This window comes from Methanoregula sp. (assembly GCF_023227875.1).
In the GTDB taxonomy this organism is placed as follows: Archaea; Halobacteriota; Methanomicrobia; order Methanomicrobiales; family Methanospirillaceae; genus Methanoregula.
Map to the genome: position 1 here is coordinate 25,308 of NZ_JALOCH010000015.1, position 22,148 is coordinate 47,455.

The window sequence follows — 22,148 nt, forward strand, 5'->3', positions numbered from 1 at the left end:
CCGTCGGCGGTGCCGGGACCGGCCTCCCCGGGTTTACCGGTTCTGACACTCCATAAAGCATTGGGTGACATACTCTGGATAGCAGAACGTCACCAGCATGGCCGGGCGATCGCTGCAATACTTGCTGTAGCATTCATTCATGCACGATAAAGACACGGAGCCGGCTCCGCTGTTGAGCGGGGGCTGGATATCCTGGTGCTGAGGGCCAGTCGTATACAACAATCCCCCGGGCAGCGAACGCACCGAAAAGGGACCGGCAGATCATAAACAGGACAAGGCGGGCAAGAGGGGAATGTTCGGGGAGTGTCATAAGAAGACCATCCTGCAGTTCACCAGGTGATCTCCGGTGGGAACGGTGGAGTGATAAACATAGTGAAATGTGGAGGTACAGTCACAGTGCCTTTCGGGACAGTTCACTGTCCAGCAGATCGAACCGCCGGAGACATTCCACATATTCCGCAACGAGATAGTAATTTGCCAGGTCCTCTTCATCCAGACCACGGAACGCACAGAGTTCATCCCAGAGCAGGCTGCTCCCCTCGACCATGAAATACGCAGAGTGGAGCTCCACGGCTGCGACAATAGTTCTTCCCCGGAACATTTCATCCTGGTTTTCGTACAGGTGTTTTCCGGTACCGGTATTATCGATGACGAACCCGGACACCTCGGGCATTGTACCCGCCGGCATCTTTCTCGCATGGCACTCATTTGAGAGAATATTGTCCTTGACAACATCACGCAGGGAGTCCGTGGTAAGTTCCCGCACGGGATATTTCCCCGTGAGATACGCGAGGATCTCGGGACCGGTTTTTTTGTTGGGGCTCAGCCGGGGACAAAAGGCCTCAGCCTCTTCTTTCCATTGACGGACAAGTTCCGGAGTTACCTTGCGGGCGAGCATTGGTAACTACGTATGTGCCGGCATGGTATTAAACGGAATTTTTTAAAATTCCGGCCGGGCTTTGGATTGATCGGTGCATCGCGGGAAGATGCCCTTCACTATTCCCTGTCCGCTTGGCCGGAGGAGGGGACGTTGCCCCGGCTGGTGAACGGGATATTGCAGGGAGCCCGGGTTTTACCGCCGGTGGTGCAGGATGACTATCCTTATCTTTCTGGTATTCCCATCTCTTGGTACACAAAACCGGTCCGGTCTCATTTCAGGCATGCCCGGTTTCCTTAACGACAACGGTGATATCCATCGACAGGAAAACCTTCGGGCGCATCGCTCTCATCATCGTTATCCTTGCCGCCGGCGCATGGATCGGATATACGGCCATCCACGTTAATACGCCGGTACGTGTCGGTGTCCTCCTCGCCTTAACCGGGGATGTGGATTTCACCGAACCGCTCGAATGGGCAAAGGACACCATCAACAACGGGGGCGGCATAGGAGGGCGGAAGGTTGAACTTGTGTACAAGGACACCACGACCGGCACTATCACCCAACAGGCACAGGAATTTCTGGACGACGATTCTGTCCGGATCGTGATCGGGCCCACGACCAGTGACGAGATGTACGCGCTCGCTCCTGCATTCATTGCAAAAAAGAAAGTGCTCATCAGCCCCACGGCGACATCCGGCGATATCATTCGGGCCTTTGGCAAGAACGGGTATTATATCTGGCGGACCACCCAGGGAGACGCAGCGCAGGTACGGGTCATTCTCACGATCCTCAAAGAGAAAGAGGTAAAAAAGGTCGCCCTGATTGTGGAGAACAGTACGTACGGGCAGACATTCTATGACTGGACCGGGTTCTTTGCAACCGAATATGGTATCGATGTCCCCTTCATCCGGCAGGTCGACGCGGGATCGGACCAGCTTGATGTGGACGTTACGGAAGCCCTTAAGGCGGACCCGGATTATATCGTTGCAGCCGTCGGGCCGGAAGATGCTGCAACGATCAAACGGGCGATCGACCGGTCCGGAAGCAGGACAAAACTGTTCCTCACCGATGCTGCAGCCACCCCGGTCCTGGTCAGTTCGCTCGGTGCTGCCGCGGAGGGGCTCGAGGGCACCAACCCCACGGCCGATCCGAACGGGGGATTCACCGGTGCGTACGAGAGAACGTTTAAGAAACGCCCGGCAGATTTCGCAGCAACAGCGTATGATGCCCTCCTGATTGCTGCATTCACCGAAGCCCGCCAGGAGAGAAACCCCTTTGAAACTCCGGGGGAGTCGGTCCGGCAGGTAGTAACAGGGGACGGTGCGGTCACCGGCTGGAATGCATCGGGAGTCCGCACGGCGATCGATGATATCCTGCACGGGTCCATGCCCCGGATTACCGGCGCAAGCAGCAGCCTTGAGTATGACGAAGTGCTGGGCGTGGACCCGACCGCCACGTATTACGCCAACTGGCAGGTGAACAACGGCACGTTCCTGACCGTCAGGGTCATCAATTCCCGGGACCCCGCCGGCACGGAGATGACCGGGCGCCAGTCGGCCGGGCTGTCCCGGGCCTCGGCCGGATACATGTCCTCCTCGTCTGCGCTCCCAAAAAACTTTAGCACCCCTGCCGGGAGAACCGGTTTTCAGGCCGTGATCGTTGGCCCCTCGCGGGGATGGAAGAATTACCGGCACGAGGCCGATGCCCTGTCCGTCTATACCCTGCTCCGCGAGAACGGGGTTTCCGACGACAACATCATCCTCATGCTCTATGACGATATCCCCACCGCCCCGGAAAATCCTCTCTGGGGAAACATCCATAACATTCCCAAAGGGCCGAATATCCGATCCGGTGCGCAGGTGGATTACTCCGGTGTAAACGTGACCGCGGCAATGTTCAGGGAGATTATGACAGGTACAAAAACCGCGTCCACTCCGGTGGTCCTCACGAGCAACGCCAGCACCGATGTGTTGGTGTTCATTGCGAGTCATGGCAAACCGGGCTGGATCGTATTCGGGACCGGCAATTCGGTGCTGACCGCGGAAGAGTTTGGCGCCCTCACGGATTCGATGGGGCAGGAACGGCGGTACCGGCAGATGGCTTTCTTCGTGGACACCTGTTTTGGGGAGAGCGTTGCCGCCAACCTGACGGCACCGGGTATCCTGTACCTTACCGGGTCGGACAGGAACGAGCCCTCCCTCGGGGCGGTGTACGATTTAGAGATCAAGCAGTGGCTCTCGGACGAGTTCACCACAGGCGTCCTCAGCACGATCAGCACAGACAAAAATATCACATTCCGGGACCTCTATCCCGCTACGTACGCAAGAGTGACCGGCTCGCATGTCCGCATGATCAGTACGGGGAATTTTGACCAGGATGTACCGGTAATGACGTATCTCCGGCCGTAAATGACGAGGAAGGGGAGGTTCCGGACCAGGACCGGCTCCCTGCTTTTCTCACATGATCACCGTATATATACCATTCCGCCCAAACGGAAAAGAACCACAACTTCGAGAGGATGGGATGAGAATGTCCGAATCAACAAAATCGCCACTTGCCCGGCTCGTGCTTTTCATGATCTGCGTCTCGGTTCTTGGGAGCATTATTGCAGGGGCACATTATTACACGATCGATCTCCCGCAGCAGCAGAGCGTGCAGGCGCCGGCAAACTATTGCATCTACACGTACGGGCAGTGTAAAGATCTCTACTACAATTATCACTGGATGAAGGTATGCTGCTGGAAGGACTGCTGCACCACCCCGGCTGATTGTGAAATCACCTGATGGACCGGGCCGGGTCCTCTCCCAAGCTCCTCTGCCGGATCGTATCTGGCAGGGGGCAGAGATATTTTCCCAGAATTATTATACCATCAGATTCTACAGGAAATGAGCGATTAATTCCAGAAGAGGTGTTTTTCTCAAATGCCAGAATCTGCAAAACCGCCGCTTGCACGGCTTGTATTGTTTATGGTCTGCCTATCGGTTGCCGGCATAGTTGTTGCCGGGGCGCATTATTACGCGGTGGATCTGCCGCAGCAGCAGGCAGTTACTACACCGTCAAATGTATGGGAATATGATAATCCCTGCGATTTATGCATCGAGACCTGCGACCGGGTCATGGGACATTGTGTCGAGTCCGACGGGAACAACTGCCTGGCAGAGGTTTACGCGTGTTATAAGACCTGTCCGTGTTAGTCCGGGCAGCACCAGGAACATGATTGCATATATGCGGCTGAAAATGGCGGACTCAGTTCTGGGAAACAGGTGATGAGATGCCGGCTTCTCCGCTGAGGTGTATTCGTGGCGGGACAATTACCGGGGGTTTGCCCAGCGGGGATTTTGGGAGTATAAGACATTGCAGCAGTAATGTCTGATTCGCAGAAGCCATCAGGCTTCGAGGAATGCGAGCGACTCCGCGGGGAGGGGGAGGAATCGCAAGCGCGAGAAGTCCGGGCCTGGCCTCAGCGCGGGGATAGGGCTGACGCGGGAAGTAATAGGGGGATGGCGCTACACACTTACCGGGATCGTTGACGAGGTTGTGAGTCGGAACCTCACCCTGCGAGGTTCCGGGCATATTCCGATCTTCTCCCGGGTAAATCAAAGAATTTTGCTGCCGGCTTTCGGGCCCGGCTGGCATTCGAAGACCTCGGTGATCTTCACGATAACAAGGGAGCGTGCGGGCAGGGCTGGATTCTTCGCATTAATCTTCGCCTTCATCGCATCGAAATCCTTCCCACTTGTCTTCATGGTCGCCACTCCTTTGATCTGGAAACAGCCCTTGATTTCCGGGCCCCAGATGTAGAGGGCAATCTTCGGGTTGGCCGCAAGATTTTCCAGGGACTTGTGCATGAAGTTGTCCACGATCCAGATCGTATCGTCGCTGACCAGTTCAACAACGCCGATGGGGACCACGTTCGGGGTCCCGTCTTTTGACGCGGTCGCAACCGGGAAGATCTTCATCTTTCCGAACGCTTCTTTCATCTCTGCGGTTAGTTTCACCATAATACTTTCACCAGATAACGGTGGTTAAATTATCAATATATACTTGAGCGTCATTAAAATATACAAAGCGGGTTGGTGCATAATAATGACCCTCGCGTTCATCTGGATGCATTCAACACTACAGAAGGGAGAATCATGGGAGCGGCACTGGGTACATTAACGGAAATCCGGGAACTGAAGACGGAGATCACCGGGCTCCGGACCGATCTCAGGCGATTCATCGAGCGGGCGAACCAGCAGCACATCGATGGCGTGCTCGGAGACCTGAAGAAAAATTATGCAGGCCTCTTCGCGGATCACCAGGTAGAGACCGCAAAGACAGATCTCTCCGCCCACATGACGGACAACTGTGCCATGCGGGAAAAATGTTACGGCGTGTTCATGGAATTTTTACAGAACACTTCACAACACATCAAAGACGGGGACGTGTCGAACGAGATCATCGAGTCCTACCGTGAGCAGATGAAAACCATGCGAAGTAGGGGAACGCATGACCGGTGCGACACCTGCTTTCTCGAAGTTCACCGGCTCTTTGAGAAACAGATCGATCTGATGCAGTCGCTTGGGATCTACCAGAAAACCGCGGACCCGGCCGGAGAGGCTGGGGAAATTGCCGGCGAGTCGGTTGTGAAGGATCTCCTTGAGCCCGTGGCAAATATCCAGCGGTTCGAGATCCTCAAATCCCTCTCGGTCCAGACCCGGACATTCTCCGATATCGCCCAGATGACCGGTCTCCGGGGCGGCAACCTCCTCTTCCATGTCCGGAAGCTCACCGATGCCGGTATGATCCTCCAGCGCCATGAGCGAGGGGACTACATCATCACCGACAAGGGGTATAAAACACTGATGGCTATTTCGCAGCTGCATCAACTGGTGAACCCGTAGACTGACGGCACGGGCGGGCGATTGGGATGGTCGACGGCACCGCATGCGGACTAAAAAAAATTAAAAAAAAAGTTGGTCTCAGCTATCAGTAGTAGCGACCATATCTCTTATGTGCCTGCTCAATGGTCATCAGATCAAGAACAACCACGCAATTCGTCTCTTTGTAAATTTTAAAAATTACCGTATAAGTCCGCCCGATATGCATGCGATATACCTGCACTTTGGGATGCAGGCATTCTACATCGGGTGCGCTGTACGGATCTTCAAGTTTGCAGAGGTGGTTGAAGATATGTTCCCGGATCTTCTCCGGAAATTTCTCAAGGGTCTTAATAACGCCCTTCTCAATGCTGACTTCCACTCTTTCACATCCTCGTCTTCGCCGTTAACAACTTTATAGGAAGACTACTTTATCGCCGGCTTATTCTGTCAGTCAGATGTTCTGGATGTTGAGCTGTTTTGCTGCATCTTTCAGGCTGACAAACTCGCCATTCTTTTCAATTTCTTCAATATGCGCCAGAAAATCACGTTCCTGTTTGAGTGCGATCATTTCAGCCAGGAGCTGATCATACGTCTGACCATGTTTTTTAAGATCTGCAAGGGATTCCCAAATCTCTTCAGTTACGGGAATTCTCTTGTTTGCAACTTCAGTCAATATATTTCACTCCGGTTAGGTAAGGTAGCGGTGAGGTAGGTTATGGTCACGTTATAATTACACGAGTCGGTTACAGTTATTTAAGTTTTGTAAGCACTTACAGTATTGTAAGTGAGTTAAGATAAAAGTTGTGCTCTAACCCGGGCTGCCCTTGCAGAATCCAGGTGGCGATGGCTGCCGCCGGTCCCGGGGGGTCACTGCTGCGGGGCAATTGTTGGTAATCTGCCCGGCGAGGCCCGTATGAGGTGGCCGGAGATCCTGCAAAGGATGAAAAAACAGAATGACGGAATGAAAAATATTCGGAATTTTCCCGCGCAGATATCACTCACGGCAGGGTTTTGATTCTTTATGACTTGACGGATAAGTCCTATTTACTTTTTGTCACCGAGTACCTTTCGCATTTTCGGATTAGTAAATGATTGTAACAGAAGTTATTTATAGAGAAATATTCAATCGCCCCTTGTGGACAGCCGGAGGTTGTCCCGAAAAGAAGAGGACGGGTCCACCAAGCAACGAACTTCGTTGGACCCGGTCCCGCCCGTAGGCATGAGATTGTTATCTTCTGATCCTATGAAGGTTTTCCCATGCCGACGAGCGTAGCGCATGGAAAAATGCGAGGAGTTGAAGAAAAATGAACATACACAAAACAGTTGTCATCCTGCTGGCACTTCTGCTGGCGGGGATGGCGATGGTACCGATGGTGAGTGCGGCGGAATCCAAATTAAGCAGTCCCTCAAAAATGGTCAATACTGATGAAGCCAGCTCTGTGGCGTTGATAAACGTTCAGGACATTGCAAATTCAGCACCGGGTTTCTCGGAATGGCATGATTCCGAAGTAATTCTGTCAAAGATGTATTTTGATCTAACCGGAAATCCAGCTGCATATGCATTTAATGTAACGCAAAATGGCGATTATCTGGGTTATATCCTGATATCTGCTCAGCGGGATAACTACCCGGTACTTGAATGTTCACGGGGGCATCTCCCGACAGCAAGCACGGATTTTGTCTCCCGTTCCAAAACGAAAATTTCTGAATCGCAGACAAAAGATTTGGTAATACAGAATCCTGTCCCGGTCTATCTTGGTGCAACATTCTATTATGATGCATATCCGATGACTGATAAAACAGGAAATGTCGTTGATTATGCATACGTTGATCTAACAAACAGCCGGCTGTTCAATTCGGAGGATATGAAAAAGGAGATGGCAATCAATAAAAGCAGTCTGAAGGCAAATGTAGCGAAACCAGTTGATATCGAAAGACTCTGGAGTCTTGAGAGTTCCCCTTCAGTTATGGCATCTGTGTCGTCCATGACGCGATCTTCAAACTATATCTATGACGTTCCGTATTATGCATGGTACCGCGGATGTTCGCCAACTGCGGCAGCTATGGTACTTGGTTACTGGCAAAGCCATGGTTATCCCAATTATCCAACAGCAAACACGCTTATCGATGAACTCGGGAATGCTATGGGGACTTCAAGTACATGGCCGTTCACAGGCGCGACATTCCCGCTCTTTATTGACGATGGAATTGAGACGGTCGCGGCAAACCATGGATATTCAGGTCTGAATTCGGTTGAAAATATCTGGTTTAGCAGTGACCATTTCACGGACATGGCAGCAGAAATTGATGCCGGCCGGCCGTTTGTCCTGTCAATGTACGCGGGGGGTGCGGCTCTTGGAAAACCGGATACCTATGACGAGCACAGTGTGACTGTTGTTGGATATGTCGGATCACTCCAGAATTATCTTACAATTCACGACACATGGAATAGTCCTCCCAACTATCCCCTCAATGATTACCGCCTTCTTGCAAACATGAACTGGGGAGGTTCGATGTCGGATTGGGTTAGACCATAACTAATCCATTTTCTTTTTTGGAGATCTGGGATTATGAAACGAGAATGGAAACGTATCATGATGGGAATCGGGACAGTCGCCATCTTTGGCGTCGTCATTGGATGGTTTTGTAATTTTGGGATGATTGGCCCCGGCCTGCCTCCATCGATCAATGGCTGGTATTTCCCGCAACCTGACGGACGATACAATGATGGAACACAGATATTTGCGAATACCGGTGCAGAACACTATGGAATGAACGGACCGGTCAGTCGGATATGTCCTGAAATGTTCCCGGTTCTCTCCAGCGATTGTATCCAGGCGCAATATGAACGATTCTATGCAAATGATTCAGGGATGGACTCGCACTATATCGTAATCAGCTGGTACTTCAACGATGCTATAAAATTTTCCGATGCTGAACATGAGCTGAACGATTTCCTGAAACGATCCGGCACAGTATCGGATATCAGTCTGGATCTGAATCCGGAATTTCAACGGATATCAGCGCTCCGGGCAGACAATGTACAATATTCGTTCACATCTGTTCCCGTTTCGCAGTATACCAGCAATGTGACATCTGGTTATTTTATAACCTATGCCAGACCCCTGATTCGTGACCGCCAGGATTATATCGTCATGTATTACGGGGTTCTGAACGATTCCGATATTCGGGCCCACGCGACATTTCTTACAACGCTCCTTGTAAAAGGTGGTTTTCCCCAGGATCCGGACGTAATTTCACAACTGAGTGAATCTCGTTAAGATGAAACCATGAACACGGGCTGATTCCGTGATCTGTACACGGCCGGATTTCATAGTATATCGGGGCCAGAAGCGGTCACTCGAAGACCTGCGGTCTTCTCGTATCTCATCTCTTTGGAGATTCAATATTACCATACACCCTTTTCCCCATCCGATTGTCCTGTATCGGTGCCATTGTCCCACAAGAGGGCGAATGAGCGACAAGGACCGGATCTTAACCCTTCCACCTGCCCCGGCAACTTCCCCATCCCCATCCGAACCATCTTTCAGCCCATGTAACGTTGCTACATATTGCCTCACCAATTCCCACTGGAGAAAGCCGAATTGTTCCGGAAGAATTACCGTGTTTTCCGGAATTATTGCCTCTGCGAGAAAGGGGGGTGAGGCAAAACTCGTACAACCGGGCCCCATAGGGGCCCGTATTGCTCGCCGTCGCAGATGGGGTATAAACGGGGGATCTACGACGCAGGGGCGGTTCCCCCCTCCTGCTCACGGGCAGCGACCCCGGCCATGTACGCAATCGTCTGCCCGGACACTATCCGCTTCCCGTCGCGGTCGATCTCTACGAGCGTTGACGGCATGACCTGGAAAAATCTCCATGTGCCATGCCGGGACCGTATCCAGAGCTCGACCATGACCGCGGCGTCGCGGGTGATGAGCCGGAGCCGGGCGAGATCGTTCTTGTAATACTCGATGAGTTCCGGAATCGATGCAAGAATTTTCGGCGCGAACATGACGCTGGCGAATATGATCGGGATCTTCGAGACAATGGAGATGTCGTAGATTCGCTCCGGTCCGCCTGTCGCCATCTGGATGAGGCCGCGGGCCTTCGCGATCGGGATCGCGTCCGCGAGCGCCCGGTGCGGGCGGGGGCCGCGGGTCATGGGACGGGCCTCCTCATTTTTCTGATCTGTTTTTTCATGATGTGTGTGCCTCCTTTTCGTTTTTCTGACTGGTTCATCAGAACATCGAAGGTCGTTTTCCTCCCTTCGAGTTCTCAGGTTTTGATAAACCTTCGAACCAGGAAGACGAGAAGAACCCGTCAGGGTTCTTCGCTGTGTTTGGTGTCATCGGGCCCAGTGACATCAATCTCATAGATCTGGATACTTAAAGCGCTTTTATTATAACGCGATCTTTCCGGAAAACGGAACGCATTGCGGGCGCCTTATATGGATTGGGATTTGTTACCCGCGTTTTTTAAAAGGAACAAATTTGTTCCTCCGGCGGGTGCTCTGTTTTCATTTTCCTGTCCCGTCCTGCTCTTTGTCCTGACTTACCCGTGACAGAATGTATGAGACTGCCAAAGGAAATGGGCTTGGCTGAATAAATTTCCCGGTTGGGAATCCGGGGATGGGAACCCTGGATTGGGATGGAACGGGGCACAGATTTTCGGGATCTGATTTTGACAAAATGAGATGGCTGCCGCCTCCTCCGTGGGGATGCTCTGGCGGCGGGGCAATTACCGGCAGTTGGCCCAGCGCGACCCGACGAAGCGACCGGATCCTGCAAAGGATGAAAAACAGAATGACGGAATGAAAAATATTCGGAATTTTCCCGCGCAGATATCACTCACGGCAGGGTTTTGATTCTTTATGACTTGACGGATAAGTCCTATTTACTTTTTGTCACCGATTACCTTTCGCATTTTCAGATAGGTAGATGATTGGGACAGAAATCATATATATATCATCATTATAAATCGCCCATTGTGGACAGCCGGTGGTTGTTCCACGAAAAGAAGAGGACGGGTCCACCAAGCAACGAACTTCGTTGGACCCGGTCCCGCCCGTAGGCATGAGATTGTTATCTTCTGATCCTATGAAGGTTTTCCTTGTGCCAGCGAGCGAAGCGCATGGAAAAATGCGAGGAGTTGAAGAAAAATGAACCTACCTAAAACAGGGGTCGTCCTGCTGGCACTGCTGCTGGCGGGGATGGCGATGGTACCGTACGTGAGTGCTGATGATAATCGTTCCACGGATTTATCTTCACAATCCACCGGCCAACAAAAAATACCTGAAGTTGAATTTGCTGGCATATCCGGGAATCTTCAAACAACAGGTATAGACAAATCAGGTTCTCTGCCAATTTCAGACTCGATTAAAAAATATGACTTGATAAGCATGGATGCAAAAAAGCTGAAAGACCAGTTGTTGGCAAACCAAAAAATCCCGGTTCGCCTTAAAGGAACCAACTATTTCATGGTCCTGCATGAAGACACGTTTTATCCCAGTGAAAAAACGGGAGTCTACACATTTTCCGGGTATCTTGAGAATAGCGTTGACGGAACAAGAGTCACAGATAGTGAAGTTCATCTGACCCTGGATGACTCTGCGGTAATTGGAAAAATCTCCCCGGACAGATTCACCTATTGGTATATTGACTTGATAGAAACATCCGATATTTCCAAGTCTTCGGGACCAACCCAGTATGTGTATTATTCTGGGAATGTCGAGCAAAAGATTTCTCCAATGGGTGAAGATCGTTATGTAATGCTGCCGTCAGGAGAATCAAAACCGCTCAACGAATTATCGAAGGAAGAACTCACACAATATCTGGCGGACGTGCAAGAAAGGCAAAATAACCAGATGGTAACACGCGGGGAATCGGACTGGTATAATGTCAATATCCTGGTGGTATGCGACAATGAGATGTATTCCAGCTATTCAAACTGGGTACTGATAGCTCAGTCGGTAGTCAGCGACGTAAATGCCGCGATAAGTTATGATGATATCAGAGTTCAGCTCGTACCAACATATGATGCCTCAAAAAGGTACGACTTAAGCAACAATTTCAATGCTGCATCCCCCCTCCAGGTATTCCAACAGTATGTTAACAATGCATACCTGAATTCAAAAAGTGCCGATATTGCAATGTATCTGAGTGGCAACCAGTTCAGTGGCTTTATTGGGGCAAGTTATGGATTTGATGCGGGATCCACCCTGGGAAGGCATTCAGTAATGATGTATGAAGCGGCAACTGGCGGAGGATATAGTGCAAACCCACAGGAACGGGCCAATTTGTTTGCTCATGAAGTAGGCCATTTGTTTGATGCGGATCATCAAACTGCCTCGAGTCAAACCGAATTGTACAACCGTGCAACAACCTATCGCATCAGTGGAATTGATTACCACACATTGATGTATTCATATATCACCACGGATCCAACATACTATTCATCAGATAACCTCCATGGTACCATATATCATGGTGATTCGCTGCATAACAATGCCCAAAGATTACGCGAGACGAAAGCCATAGTTGCGGGCTACTATTAAATATTTTTTTATAATTGTATGATTTCCGGGTAATGTGATCTCAATGATCAAAAAAATTAATATTAAAATTGCAGTCCTGCTGGTTGCCTTCTTTCTCATTATGCCGGTCCACGCGGCGATGGCCCGGCCGGAAACGCTACCGGATACCCCGACAGGGATCCGGCAGGATGCCCTGTTCCTGTTCATTGGTGTTTCAAAAAATATTACGTCTGACTATACCGGATCGGAATTTCCTGAAATTCCCGTGACAGTAACAAGATATGGCGTTATCGAAATGAACGAAAGCGGTTTACAATCCTTGAACCGCCAGATCCTTGCAGGAGCGAAGATCCCGGTTTCCGTGAAGGGAGCCACATTCCTGTTTGTGCCTGACAGAAACCGAACGTTCACAAATGAAATTACCGGACAGACCGAGTTCCAGGGATTTTTGGAACTCAAATCGGGAGAGTCGAATCCGGATTATTATATGCACCTGTATTTTTTCAATAACACGCTATCAGTAATTCTCTCAGAAGCCGATCGACCGTTCACATTCGTCAAGCCGATCATTAACTCCCCCCCGGACAGGCAGCTGTATTATGTGTATTCATCCGCTGATGAAACGCCGACCGGCGCACGTCTCGATAACGATGTGTGGGTTATGCTGCCTTCGGGGGAGAACAAACTCCGCAACGAACTGACACCGGAGGAGATTGAATGGTACCGGAACGAACAGGTCAAACGGGAAAACATACGCCTTAACGGATCAGTAACTCCGTCAGGAGATGTTCCGCAGCAGCCGACATCTGCTGCACCGCACTCACCACTTGTTTTAATCATGGCACTGGGGTTGTGTTTTCTCCTGTCGGTTATGATGAAAAAGGACAGGTAATATCTGACAACATATGGGAAAGAGTGTGTCACTTGATGAAAAAATGGAACATATCCGTATATCATCCGGCAATCCTCATCGGGATCGTTATCCTTGTGCTTGCCGGGGGCTGTGTTACGGACTCAGTATCTCCCCCTGCAACCGGCACGCCGGCTGATACACCGACCCTGCCTCCCGGGCACCAGCCGTTATCGACCATCACAGCAACCCCGTACCCCACGCAAATCCCGGCCGCGTCTTCACCCCAATTCACGCCAGATCCCATAACGGGATGCCCGATGAATCCCCTTGTCCCGGAACCGGTCGATACATCCATCCCTGTACGGGATCCAATGCCCGCGATCCGGTATTCCTTTAACAGAAGCGAATCCGGCAGGACAATCGTACTTGAGAAGGGAGATGTTGTTGAGATTAATCTCGGTTATGCATCAGGCCAGCCTTTTCAATGGATCGTCCAGGGATCCGGATGCGGGATTGAACTCCTGAATGCCGGTGCGTACTCCTCTGGCGGCGATTTCTGGAACAACACCGGCAATTACCGGGCCAGGTACCGTGCGGTCAGCTCCGGGACATCCGTCCTTAACGGAAAACTTGTCCTCACACCAGAAGAAAGCGGGATGCTTACGTTCAACCTCACCGTGATCGTGAAGTAGGCTAGGCGATTCTCCGCATCAGCGAGGAGTGGGAGACATCGTAACGGTACCCCCTCCCCACCCTGTCCGCTTTTCCTGAAGAGGGGCCGTTGCCCGATGCATGGGGGGGCGGCCGGGGGAGTGCACAGAACTATAACCCGCGGTACGCTACGCTCCGGTGCCGGATATAATAGACAATAACCTCATGACGTTCGTGCAGTACTTGATATATCACGCGGTAATCGCCAACACGAATCCGGTACAGGTGCTCTGCACTCGCGAGCTTGTAGGCATCATGAGGGACCAGCTCCGCTGCCAGGTTTTCGATGTGCTGAAAAATGTGCGGGAGAATTTCTTTTGGGATTTTTCTCAGATCCTTCTCAGCGCTCTTCTTGAACGTGACTGAGCAGGGATCCATAATCACGTTTCACATCACGCGTTTCTTGAGATCGGCAAGGCTGATTGTACCTTCGTCCCTCCGCTCGGCAACCATCGCGAGGTCGTGGAGGTCTTCCCGGAGATGCTCGTATTCCTGGATGGGGAGGATCACCGCAACTTTGTTGCCGTTCTCGTCCACGACATACTGTTCCGCAGCTGACATACAGATTCCTGAATATACGTTGTATTTTCCTGATGATATAATCGCTTTTCGTGCAACATGAGGAGACGCGGGGAGCGGCCGAGCGACTCCACGCATCAGCGGCAAGGGGGAGCCATCGTCACGATGCCCTCCGCCTTTCCCTGTCCGCTTGGCCGGAGGAGGGGGCGTTGCCCATGGGGGGAGAGGGGGCGGACGGAGATCCTGCAAAGGGTGAAAAAACAGAATGATGGAATAACAAATATTCAGAATTTTCCCGCACAGATATCACGCACGGCAGGGTTTTGATTCTTTATGACCGCGGCCGGCAGGTCCTATTTACCTTTTGTCACCGAGTACCTTTTGCAATTTCGGATAGGTAAATGATTCGGCCAGAAATCATATATATATCGTCATAATAAATCGCTCATTGTGGACAGCCGGAGGTTGTCCCAAAAGAAGAGGACGGATCCACCAAGCAACGAACTTCGTTGGACCCGGTCCCACCCGTAGGCATGAGAATTTTATCTTCTGATCCTATGAAGTTTTCCCATGCCAGCGAGCGTAGCGCATGGAAAAATGCGAGGAGATTCAAATGCAAATTCGTAAAACAGGAATTACTATTGTCGCAATGACAATAGTATGTGCTGTATTTTGTCTGCCTGTATCGGCGTATGAGTATTCGATGACAAGTGTAACAGCATACAATGATGGTGCGACCTATCCTATGTTACCCTATCGTTCCGAGATGCGTTCTACCCTTTCCACATGGTTAACAGGGACTCCTGGATGGACGGAACGGTTTTATGAAAGTAATGGCTGGGTCGATGACACAGATTTTGGTACGACAGGACAGGGCCTGAATCTTGCAGAACTCCATTATCATTACGGTCATGGAGGAAATGACGGTTCTCATTCCTATCTGCCATACGTTTACTGGCCAACGACTTCATTATACCCCAGCGAAGTTTTCAAGAAATGGGATTCCGTGAATAAATGGGTGATTATGGATGCATGCTCACTATTATCGGATTTGGATTGGGGGAGTGCACTGAAATATTCGCATGGGATACTTGGATTTACAACGGAAAAAACACCCAGTACAGATCTTCCCTATCGATTCCTGCAGAACACCATTGATAATGACCATACAATTGCCTATGCCTGGCAGCGTGCCACGCAGGATACGTATGGCAGCACCGTAACTGCACGGGTGATTTTCGATACGGATGACCAGCTCGATAATGACCATCTGTCCGGACAGGGAACGGTTGCAGCAAATGAGTACCCGGATGACAACGTGAAGTATATTAGTACCTGGACCTGTTGATTGAGGTGAATGAAATGGAAACAAAATGGAAACTTACCGGAATTGTTCTCATCTGTGCCATCATCTGTTCCGTGATAATCGTTATGCCTTTGGTGAAAAACCCCGCCACATCAGCACCTCAGGGATCGGCTAGCGGGTTCGTTCTGGAACGAGCGCTTCCGGAATCAGGATCAGAAGCTCCATCGTATCACGTAATGAAAAAGGAATCGATATTTGAAGGTTCTGAAAAACTGATGACAACAAAAAAGATCATTCCGACCACGGAAGAAGCCCCCGCCCTTGCAGAAAAAACTCTTGAGTCGTATGGAGGTCTGCCTGAAGATGCAGTTCTTGTCAAGGCTGATCAGGTATTCCTTGAACAATACAACACTGATACAGAGTCAGTTGAAGAACGGTACCCACAATTTACCCAGGTAATTTATAATCAGGTAATCAATGGTTCACCTGTAATCGGCCCGGGAGCAGAGATTAATATCTGCCTGGGTGAAAACGGGGACATGCTCCAGATAGAAAAGGCATGGCGCCATGTTGAGTATGGCGGTGATGTTCCGATAATTTCCGCAACTGAGGCATTTGATAAGCTGGAGAAGCGGGATCTTCTGGTCGTTCCCCAGTCGTCCCTTAAAGGCATTACAATATCTGAAGTGAAACTTGGATATTACGCTGAAGACCGGGAGCATGATCAGGAAATGTATTCGCCGGTTTGGATTTTTTATGGGTCTAAAAATGGAGGGCAGCCATATCCTTACCTGGTTGATGCACGAAGATCGTAGCACATTGTGAAAATTCTCTCTTTTTTTCCTGACCTGTAGAAATGCGGTGAATGAGGAGAACAGAACCAGAACCCGACCAAAAGATCTAAGAAAGATCTCAATCCTATGGTGGATTAGGTAAGTCCGGATCAACGACCGTAACGGGGGGACCAACTACATTATTTAATACGGTAAAAACTGAGATAAATGCTCAAAGGCCCGTTGCAATCAGTACAATGACCCACACCCGGGCAATCGGGGGATGGCAACAATATACCGGCGATGTAAATGTTAAGTATTTACGGATGTTTGATCCTTGGCCAGCCAACTATGGATTTGTCTATTATGAGGATTTTGACCAGTCACGAAATACCTATATCGGATCGATCCTTGTCAGGAATTAAAACCCTTTTTTTGGTGATGCACAACTATTTGATTATTGACAGAAGGATGACATGACACCGCAACAAAGAACGAGTTCAGGAATATTACCCGTCCTGGCTTTCGTAATTATTTTTTCCCTTACAAGTCCCGTCCAGGCAGCAGATCCGATCTGGAACATGTCATTTCCGGAGATAGATTCTCATCAGGGTTTTAATGGAATCGCTAAACTATCTCCGGACAACCAGTATCTCGTTGCCAGCAATCCTGATGGATCGGAGATATTCACAGTTCTGCAAAATGGAACCCTGCTCTGGAAATATACCCCGGAAAAAACCACAGAAGACTGGAAAAACCCTGTAATATCCGGAATTGCAATCTCATCGGATAATTCACTCATCGGTATTTCCGTAATGCTCCCGGGATGTTGTCGGGGGATAGTAACAGAAACTCCATCCAACCAGATTATTTTATTCGATACCGGGGGTCATATGTTATGGAATTACTCCACACGTGAGCCCCCGCAGTCTATTGCCATTTCAAAAAATGGTCGCGATATTTTCGTTGGATATGAAACACGATCACTTTCCTGCCTTAACCGGGACGGAACACTTCGCTGGAATTCTCCGACGGACAGCCCGATATCCAGGATTGAAATATCTGCTGATGGAGAGCATATTCTTGCAAGTGGAATCAACGTTGGGGGGCAATACACAAATGATGTGTTCTTTTTTACAAACGACGGAGTATTGCTCTGGAAGAAACAGTTCCGAGGAGAAAACATTCTTGGAATTTCCCCGGATGAACAAAACCTGATGATATCAGGTTATCCGGCACAGAATACCTTTTCATTAAATACCGGGGGAAAAATTCTTTGGGAGCATTCGTTTGCAGATATTGGAACAGTAATGGCACTGGCCACAAACGGCAGGTATGTTCTCGCAGGTACGAACGACCATGTTCAGATGCTTGACAATCGTGGTGAAAAACTCTGGGATTACAAGACCACTGAACCGGTCTATAGTGTTTCACTTTCAGGAAATGGGGATATCATCGGTGCGGGAACAGGTACAGATCTGATCGTTCTCAACAGGACGGGAACGCTCCTGTGGCGATATACGACCAATGAAACGATAATTCCCGTTGCTGTATCGGATGATGGAGCATATATTGCCGCGATTTCCGATCGGCTCTATCTCTTCAATTCCCAGGGGAATTTATCAATTATCAAACCATCGCAAGGAAGAACCTCATCAATTTTTTCCAGTGGGTCTCCCGGGTCGCTACCGACAGCAAAGCCAGCAGCTGTGCCGTTAATTATCACCATTTTTGCATCGGCACTTGGAGCAACAGGAGCGATTAGATATTTGAGGAAATGAGGATACTGCAGCTCATTTCTTTCCCCGATGATTGTCGTACCGTACCTTTAAAATGTTGCAACATACAAAAACACACTTTTTTGAGATGATTATGGATCGATGGATTCTGGTGCGTTAACAATACTTGAAGGAAATGAGATCGTCATGATCACTACTGGTCTAATATTTATCTCGTCACGACAATGCACCAGAACCCGTCAACCCCCCCACCCCCACGGGGGGGATCACCGGCCGACCCCACCCCCCCTCCGGCTCAAACCGACCCCCCCTTACCAAATCCGGGTAGGCTGCCGGGCGGGCCGCTCCGTCGGAACGACCCCAAAAGATCGTGACAGATTACGCGTGCAATATTGCGTACATCCCAACTTCAAAGAAGGGGGGGTTCTTCTCAACCTCCTGCGTCAGCCCCAATGGAGGAGGAAAATCGCCGCTGATGGTCAAGGGGGACTGCACGTATCCACTCCTTCCCGGAATCGTGCGAGATTTTCCATGAATTTATGGCCGGGCTTGAGGGGCTCTGGAATTACCTAATTTACAGCCACTCAACCCGCGCAGGTTTTCACTTACGCCGGAAAAAATCTCTTCCGGCCAATCCCGGTTCATTTTATTTACCTTTTGTCACCGGGTACCTTTCGTACTTTCGAACGTGTAGACGATTGGGAGAGAAATTATATATATATCGTCATAATAAATCGCCCATTGTGGACAACCGGAGGTTGTCCCGAAAAGAAGAGGACGGGTCCACCAAGCAACGAACTTCGTTGGACCCGGTCCCGCCCGTAGGCATGAGAACATTATCTTCTGATCCTATGAAGGTTTTCCCATGCCAGCGAGCGAAGCGCATGGAAAAATGCGAGGAGTTGAAGAAAAATGAACATACACAAAACAGTTGTCATCCTGCTGGCACTTCTGCTGGCGGGGATGGCGATGGTACCGATGGTGAGCGCGTTTGAAAACAATTCAGATGCGTTGAATGTGGATACATCACTCAACCGGGGTAGTCCAGATGTACAGTTTGACGGGCTCTCACAAAAAGACGCGCAGACCAGTCTCGGAGGCACAGACCTTAAATCAATTTCGCCATCGATAAAAAAATATGAGATTATCACTATCGATGTAAGCACCCTAAAAAAACAATTGCAATCAGGGCAAAAAATCCCGATTCATTTGAAAGGGATTCCCTATGTCATGAATCTCCATGAAGATACAATTTATCCAAGTGCTGAAACCGGGGTTTATACATTCACGGGAAATCTTGAGAGCATCAACGATGGAAACACGATAGCCGACAGTGAAATCCATCTCACTATGGATGATACCGGGGTAATCGGCAAGATCTCTCTGGATCCGTTCACCTATTGGTATATTGACGAGATTGAGGGGGACCGGAGTTCCGCATTACCCGGCTCGATACAATATACATATTATTCAGGAGATGTTGAACAAACCATAAGTCCCATGGGAGAAGACCGGTATGTCATATTACCGTCAGGTGAATCAAAACCCATTACCGGATTATCTGATGAAGAACTCAGGCAATTTATTGCAGATTCCCCAAAGAGGCAAAAAAGTCCTGCCACGATCACAGGGGAATTGGACTGGTATGATATTAGTATCCTCGTTGTCTGCGATAACCAGATGTATAACAGGTATTCCAACTGGGTGAAGAGAGCACAATCGGTTGTCAGCGATGCGAATACCGCCATGAGTTATTCTGATATCAAGATCCGGCTGGTCCCGACGTATGATGCGTCTCGAAGGTTTGATTTAAGTAATAATTTCAATGCTACAACACCACTCGAAGTATTTACACAGTACGTAAATTATTCCTATCTCGATGATCAAGACACCGACATTGCCATGTACCTGAGTGGCAACCAGTTCACAAACTATATTGGAAGCAGTAATATATTTGATAATGGTTATGGATTTAACAGGCATGGTGTAATGATGTATGAGAGCTCAGCCGGAGGAGGGTATGGTGCAAATCCCCAGGAGCGGGCCAATGTTTTCACGCATGAAGTGGGCCATATGTTAGATGCAGATCATGAAGTTCCCTCCTCCCCAATTCCGCAGGAACCATACAATCGTGCGACAACCTATGATATCAGTGGTACTACATATCATACCCTGATGTATTCCTCTGTAACGACGGATCCGACATATTTCTCATCGGATGATCCCGTTGGGGGTATAACTCGTGGAAATGCAACCTGTGATAATTCAAGGAGATTACGGGAGACAAAAGCCAGTATTGCTGGCTATACCTAATTTTTTTTCAAAGTAATTGTATGCAGAATTCGTGATACCCATGAAATGGAAAACAAATGTCCTGATAATTATCCTTGTTCTTGCGATTTTTATCGTGTCCCCCATCAATGCATCCATGACAAAGCCTGTGCCGGCACCTGATCCCATCGGGGAGGGTCAGCAGGTGGCCCTGTTTTATTTTGAGGATCTGTCAAAGGTAATTTCAACCGGAAACAACAATTCGGCATTTTTCGATATCCCTTCAACAATAACCAGATTTGACGTCATTGAAATCAATGAGAGCAGTGTGAGATCATTACATCAGCAGATTCTTGCAGGCAACAAAATTCCGGTCAGGATCAAAGGGGTTCCAAATCAGTTGTGGGTGGATAAAAACCCGCTGGATCCTGATCCTGAAGACGGGATACTCAGGTATTGCGGGAATCTTGAGAAAATTCCTGAACTGGGAAATAAAGAATATAACCTGAGGTTGTTATTTTACAAAAATTCCCTGACAGGACAGATATCTGAAAGAAATGGACCGCTTTTTTATATAAAATCGATAGTCGACCCCCTGTCCGGAACGCCGTTGTACTATGTTTATTCAACAGCTGATGAAAAGCCAACAGGAGCACGCATGGATAATGATCAATTTATCGTGCTGCCATCTGGCGAATCAAAAAATGTTAACGATTTATCTCCGGAAGAGATTAAATTGGTCATAAACGAACGGATTAAGCGAGATAAGCTGGCGGGTAACAAACCAGACAAAACTCCGGTAACGGAAACCCCGTTATCACCGGGTATTGTTCTCCTTGCGGTGGGAATTGTTGCTGCCGGATTGCGTTTGAAGAAATCCGGATGATTGTTGAGATGCTGGAATGAAACCGAATATAATGTTTCTCGCGTTTATTGCTACATCACTTATAGCAATAACAATTGTCTCTGTTGTCTATGCTGAAAATGTAACTGAAACATCAATTACATCACCGGTTATAACGATCGATCCCATAGGAAACCAAACTATCGTAGTAAGAGCTTCCACTACAAACGAAGAGTTCATGCCAGACCTGCCACCCAGGATAACCATATCCGGGAAGATAACAACACCGGATGGATATCCCGTGGAGGGGGCGACAGTCCGAACGGAATTTTACCGGGCCTATGATACAAAATCGGTTACCATGCAGTCAGAAGCCGATGGCTCGTATCGTATCAACAACGCACACGGGTTCAACCAGAAGATCAGTGTGGAAAAAAAGGGGTATACAAATGTTACAAAAGAGATGACCTTTAAACAAAATGTCAATACCGTTGATTTCATACTGGAACCAACAACAAAACCCGCTTCCGGATTTACGACTGTCCTGTGCCTTGTTGCAATACTCGGAACTCTTCTGATTATTTCCCGGAAAGAGCGGACACAATAATCACCTGATTTTATTCTTCTCCAACATTCCGGATTATATCTTCCGCTTGCAACAACGCTCCGATCAACTCTTCATAGGTAAGTCGATCTGTAACACGATCGGTGATATTGTGCTTTTTATCTTTGAAAAGACATTCAAGACAGAATGCAACCGTATCTCTCGGCTCCATATTCGGACACCCATCTCTTAATTCCCGCTCAGAAAAATCTTTCATGAATTTACCTATCGGTCAGGTAATATTAAA

24 protein-coding genes are annotated in these 22,148 nt (G+C 49.2%); 15 read left to right on the plus strand and 9 right to left on the minus strand.

Features of this window, described 5'->3' with window-relative positions:
* Nucleotides 1–133: 133 nt before the first annotated feature.
* Nucleotides 134–310, minus strand: coding sequence for a hypothetical protein (locus M0R30_RS13035; RefSeq protein ID WP_292547605.1), 177 nt, complete (start codon nt 308–310; stop codon nt 134–136).
* An 81-nt stretch (nt 311–391) separates the two neighbouring features.
* A complete protein-coding gene (locus M0R30_RS13040; RefSeq protein WP_292547607.1) occupies nt 392–898 on the minus strand; it encodes a hypothetical protein in 507 nt (168 codons plus the stop codon).
* A gap of 227 nt (nt 899–1,125) precedes the next feature.
* On the opposite strand from M0R30_RS13040, the gene M0R30_RS13045 reads away from it, so the two are divergent.
* The 3 genes from M0R30_RS13045 (at nt 1,126) to M0R30_RS13055 (ending at nt 4,075) form a co-directional block, all read left to right on the plus strand.
* Nucleotides 1,126–3,288 (plus strand): C13 family peptidase, encoded by a 2,163-nt coding sequence (locus M0R30_RS13045; RefSeq protein ID WP_292547609.1) that lies wholly within the window; start codon nt 1,126–1,128, stop codon nt 3,286–3,288.
* A 121-nt stretch (nt 3,289–3,409) separates the two neighbouring features.
* A complete protein-coding gene (locus M0R30_RS13050) occupies nt 3,410–3,664 on the plus strand; it encodes a hypothetical protein (protein ID WP_292547611.1) in 255 nt (84 codons plus the stop codon).
* Nucleotides 3,665–3,802: 138 nt separating this feature from the next.
* Complete coding sequence (locus M0R30_RS13055; protein ID WP_292547613.1) at nt 3,803–4,075, plus strand: hypothetical protein; 273 nt, start codon at nt 3,803–3,805, stop codon at nt 4,073–4,075.
* Between the two features lie 402 nt (nt 4,076–4,477).
* Here the strand turns inward: M0R30_RS13055 and M0R30_RS13060 are convergent, their stop codons facing one another.
* Nucleotides 4,478–4,882, minus strand: coding sequence for a pyridoxamine 5'-phosphate oxidase family protein (locus M0R30_RS13060; protein WP_292547615.1), 405 nt, complete (start codon nt 4,880–4,882; stop codon nt 4,478–4,480).
* 135 nt (nt 4,883–5,017) lie between these two features.
* Between M0R30_RS13060 and M0R30_RS13065 the strand changes: the two genes are divergently transcribed.
* Nucleotides 5,018–5,767, plus strand: a complete 750-nt coding sequence (locus M0R30_RS13065; protein WP_292547617.1) for a winged helix-turn-helix domain-containing protein — start codon at nt 5,018–5,020, stop codon at nt 5,765–5,767.
* Nucleotides 5,768–5,852: 85 nt separating this feature from the next.
* Here the strand turns inward: M0R30_RS13065 and M0R30_RS13070 are convergent, their stop codons facing one another.
* Both M0R30_RS13070 and M0R30_RS13075 read right to left on the minus strand, forming a co-directional pair.
* Nucleotides 5,853–6,125 (minus strand): hypothetical protein, encoded by a 273-nt coding sequence (locus tag M0R30_RS13070; RefSeq protein WP_292547619.1) that lies wholly within the window; start codon nt 6,123–6,125, stop codon nt 5,853–5,855.
* A gap of 72 nt (nt 6,126–6,197) precedes the next feature.
* Complete coding sequence (locus M0R30_RS13075) at nt 6,198–6,419, minus strand: hypothetical protein (protein ID WP_292547621.1); 222 nt, start codon at nt 6,417–6,419, stop codon at nt 6,198–6,200.
* A gap of 631 nt (nt 6,420–7,050) precedes the next feature.
* Here M0R30_RS13075 and M0R30_RS13080 point away from each other — a divergent pair.
* On the plus strand, nt 7,051–8,283 hold the full coding sequence (locus M0R30_RS13080; protein WP_292547623.1) for a C39 family peptidase: 1,233 nt from the start codon (nt 7,051–7,053) through the stop codon (nt 8,281–8,283).
* 33 nt (nt 8,284–8,316) lie between these two features.
* Nucleotides 8,317–9,027 carry a hypothetical protein gene (locus M0R30_RS13085; protein ID WP_292547625.1) on the plus strand — a complete coding sequence of 237 codons (711 nt, stop codon included), beginning with the start codon at nt 8,317–8,319 and terminating at the stop codon, nt 9,025–9,027.
* A gap of 458 nt (nt 9,028–9,485) precedes the next feature.
* Here the strand turns inward: M0R30_RS13085 and M0R30_RS13090 are convergent, their stop codons facing one another.
* Complete coding sequence (locus tag M0R30_RS13090; RefSeq protein WP_292547627.1) at nt 9,486–9,911, minus strand: hypothetical protein; 426 nt, start codon at nt 9,909–9,911, stop codon at nt 9,486–9,488.
* Between the two features lie 996 nt (nt 9,912–10,907).
* On the opposite strand from M0R30_RS13090, the gene M0R30_RS13095 reads away from it, so the two are divergent.
* From M0R30_RS13095 to M0R30_RS13105, 3 genes are read left to right on the plus strand one after another with little or no spacing between them, the layout of a single operon-like run.
* The gene (locus tag M0R30_RS13095) at nt 10,908–12,302 is read left to right on the plus strand and encodes a M12 family metallo-peptidase (protein WP_292547629.1); all 1,395 of its coding nucleotides are present in this window, start codon (nt 10,908–10,910) and stop codon (nt 12,300–12,302) included.
* A 43-nt stretch (nt 12,303–12,345) separates the two neighbouring features.
* Nucleotides 12,346–13,173, plus strand: coding sequence for a hypothetical protein (locus tag M0R30_RS13100; RefSeq protein WP_292547631.1), 828 nt, complete (start codon nt 12,346–12,348; stop codon nt 13,171–13,173).
* A gap of 35 nt (nt 13,174–13,208) precedes the next feature.
* Complete coding sequence (locus M0R30_RS13105; RefSeq protein WP_292547633.1) at nt 13,209–13,826, plus strand: hypothetical protein; 618 nt, start codon at nt 13,209–13,211, stop codon at nt 13,824–13,826.
* A 130-nt stretch (nt 13,827–13,956) separates the two neighbouring features.
* Here M0R30_RS13105 and M0R30_RS13110 read toward each other — a convergent pair whose 3' ends face one another.
* A complete protein-coding gene (locus M0R30_RS13110) occupies nt 13,957–14,223 on the minus strand; it encodes a type II toxin-antitoxin system RelE/ParE family toxin (protein ID WP_292547635.1) in 267 nt (88 codons plus the stop codon).
* Nucleotides 14,224–14,232: 9 nt separating this feature from the next.
* A complete protein-coding gene (locus tag M0R30_RS13115) occupies nt 14,233–14,406 on the minus strand; it encodes a type II toxin-antitoxin system Phd/YefM family antitoxin (RefSeq protein ID WP_292547637.1) in 174 nt (57 codons plus the stop codon).
* A gap of 547 nt (nt 14,407–14,953) precedes the next feature.
* Between M0R30_RS13115 and M0R30_RS13120 the strand changes: the two genes are divergently transcribed.
* The 6 genes from M0R30_RS13120 to M0R30_RS13145 all read left to right on the plus strand — a co-directional run bounded on the left by M0R30_RS13120 (nt 14,954) and on the right by M0R30_RS13145 (nt 21,904).
* Nucleotides 14,954–15,712 carry a DUF6345 domain-containing protein gene (locus M0R30_RS13120; protein ID WP_292547639.1) on the plus strand — a complete coding sequence of 253 codons (759 nt, stop codon included), beginning with the start codon at nt 14,954–14,956 and terminating at the stop codon, nt 15,710–15,712.
* Between the two features lie 14 nt (nt 15,713–15,726).
* Nucleotides 15,727–16,485: a hypothetical protein gene (locus tag M0R30_RS13125; protein WP_292547641.1), complete on the plus strand. Its 759-nt coding sequence runs from the start codon at nt 15,727–15,729 to the stop codon at nt 16,483–16,485.
* A 434-nt stretch (nt 16,486–16,919) separates the two neighbouring features.
* A complete protein-coding gene (locus M0R30_RS13130; RefSeq protein WP_292547643.1) occupies nt 16,920–18,224 on the plus strand; it encodes a WD40 repeat domain-containing protein in 1,305 nt (434 codons plus the stop codon).
* A gap of 870 nt (nt 18,225–19,094) precedes the next feature.
* The gene (locus M0R30_RS13135; RefSeq protein ID WP_292547645.1) at nt 19,095–20,495 is read left to right on the plus strand and encodes a M12 family metallo-peptidase; all 1,401 of its coding nucleotides are present in this window, start codon (nt 19,095–19,097) and stop codon (nt 20,493–20,495) included.
* Between the two features lie 31 nt (nt 20,496–20,526).
* Nucleotides 20,527–21,339 (plus strand): hypothetical protein, encoded by an 813-nt coding sequence (locus M0R30_RS13140; RefSeq protein ID WP_292547647.1) that lies wholly within the window; start codon nt 20,527–20,529, stop codon nt 21,337–21,339.
* A gap of 16 nt (nt 21,340–21,355) precedes the next feature.
* Complete coding sequence (locus M0R30_RS13145) at nt 21,356–21,904, plus strand: carboxypeptidase-like regulatory domain-containing protein (RefSeq protein WP_292547649.1); 549 nt, start codon at nt 21,356–21,358, stop codon at nt 21,902–21,904.
* A 10-nt stretch (nt 21,905–21,914) separates the two neighbouring features.
* Here the strand turns inward: M0R30_RS13145 and M0R30_RS13150 are convergent, their stop codons facing one another.
* Nucleotides 21,915–22,118, minus strand: coding sequence for a hypothetical protein (locus M0R30_RS13150; protein WP_292547651.1), 204 nt, complete (start codon nt 22,116–22,118; stop codon nt 21,915–21,917).
* Nucleotides 22,119–22,148: the final 30 nt, after the last annotated feature.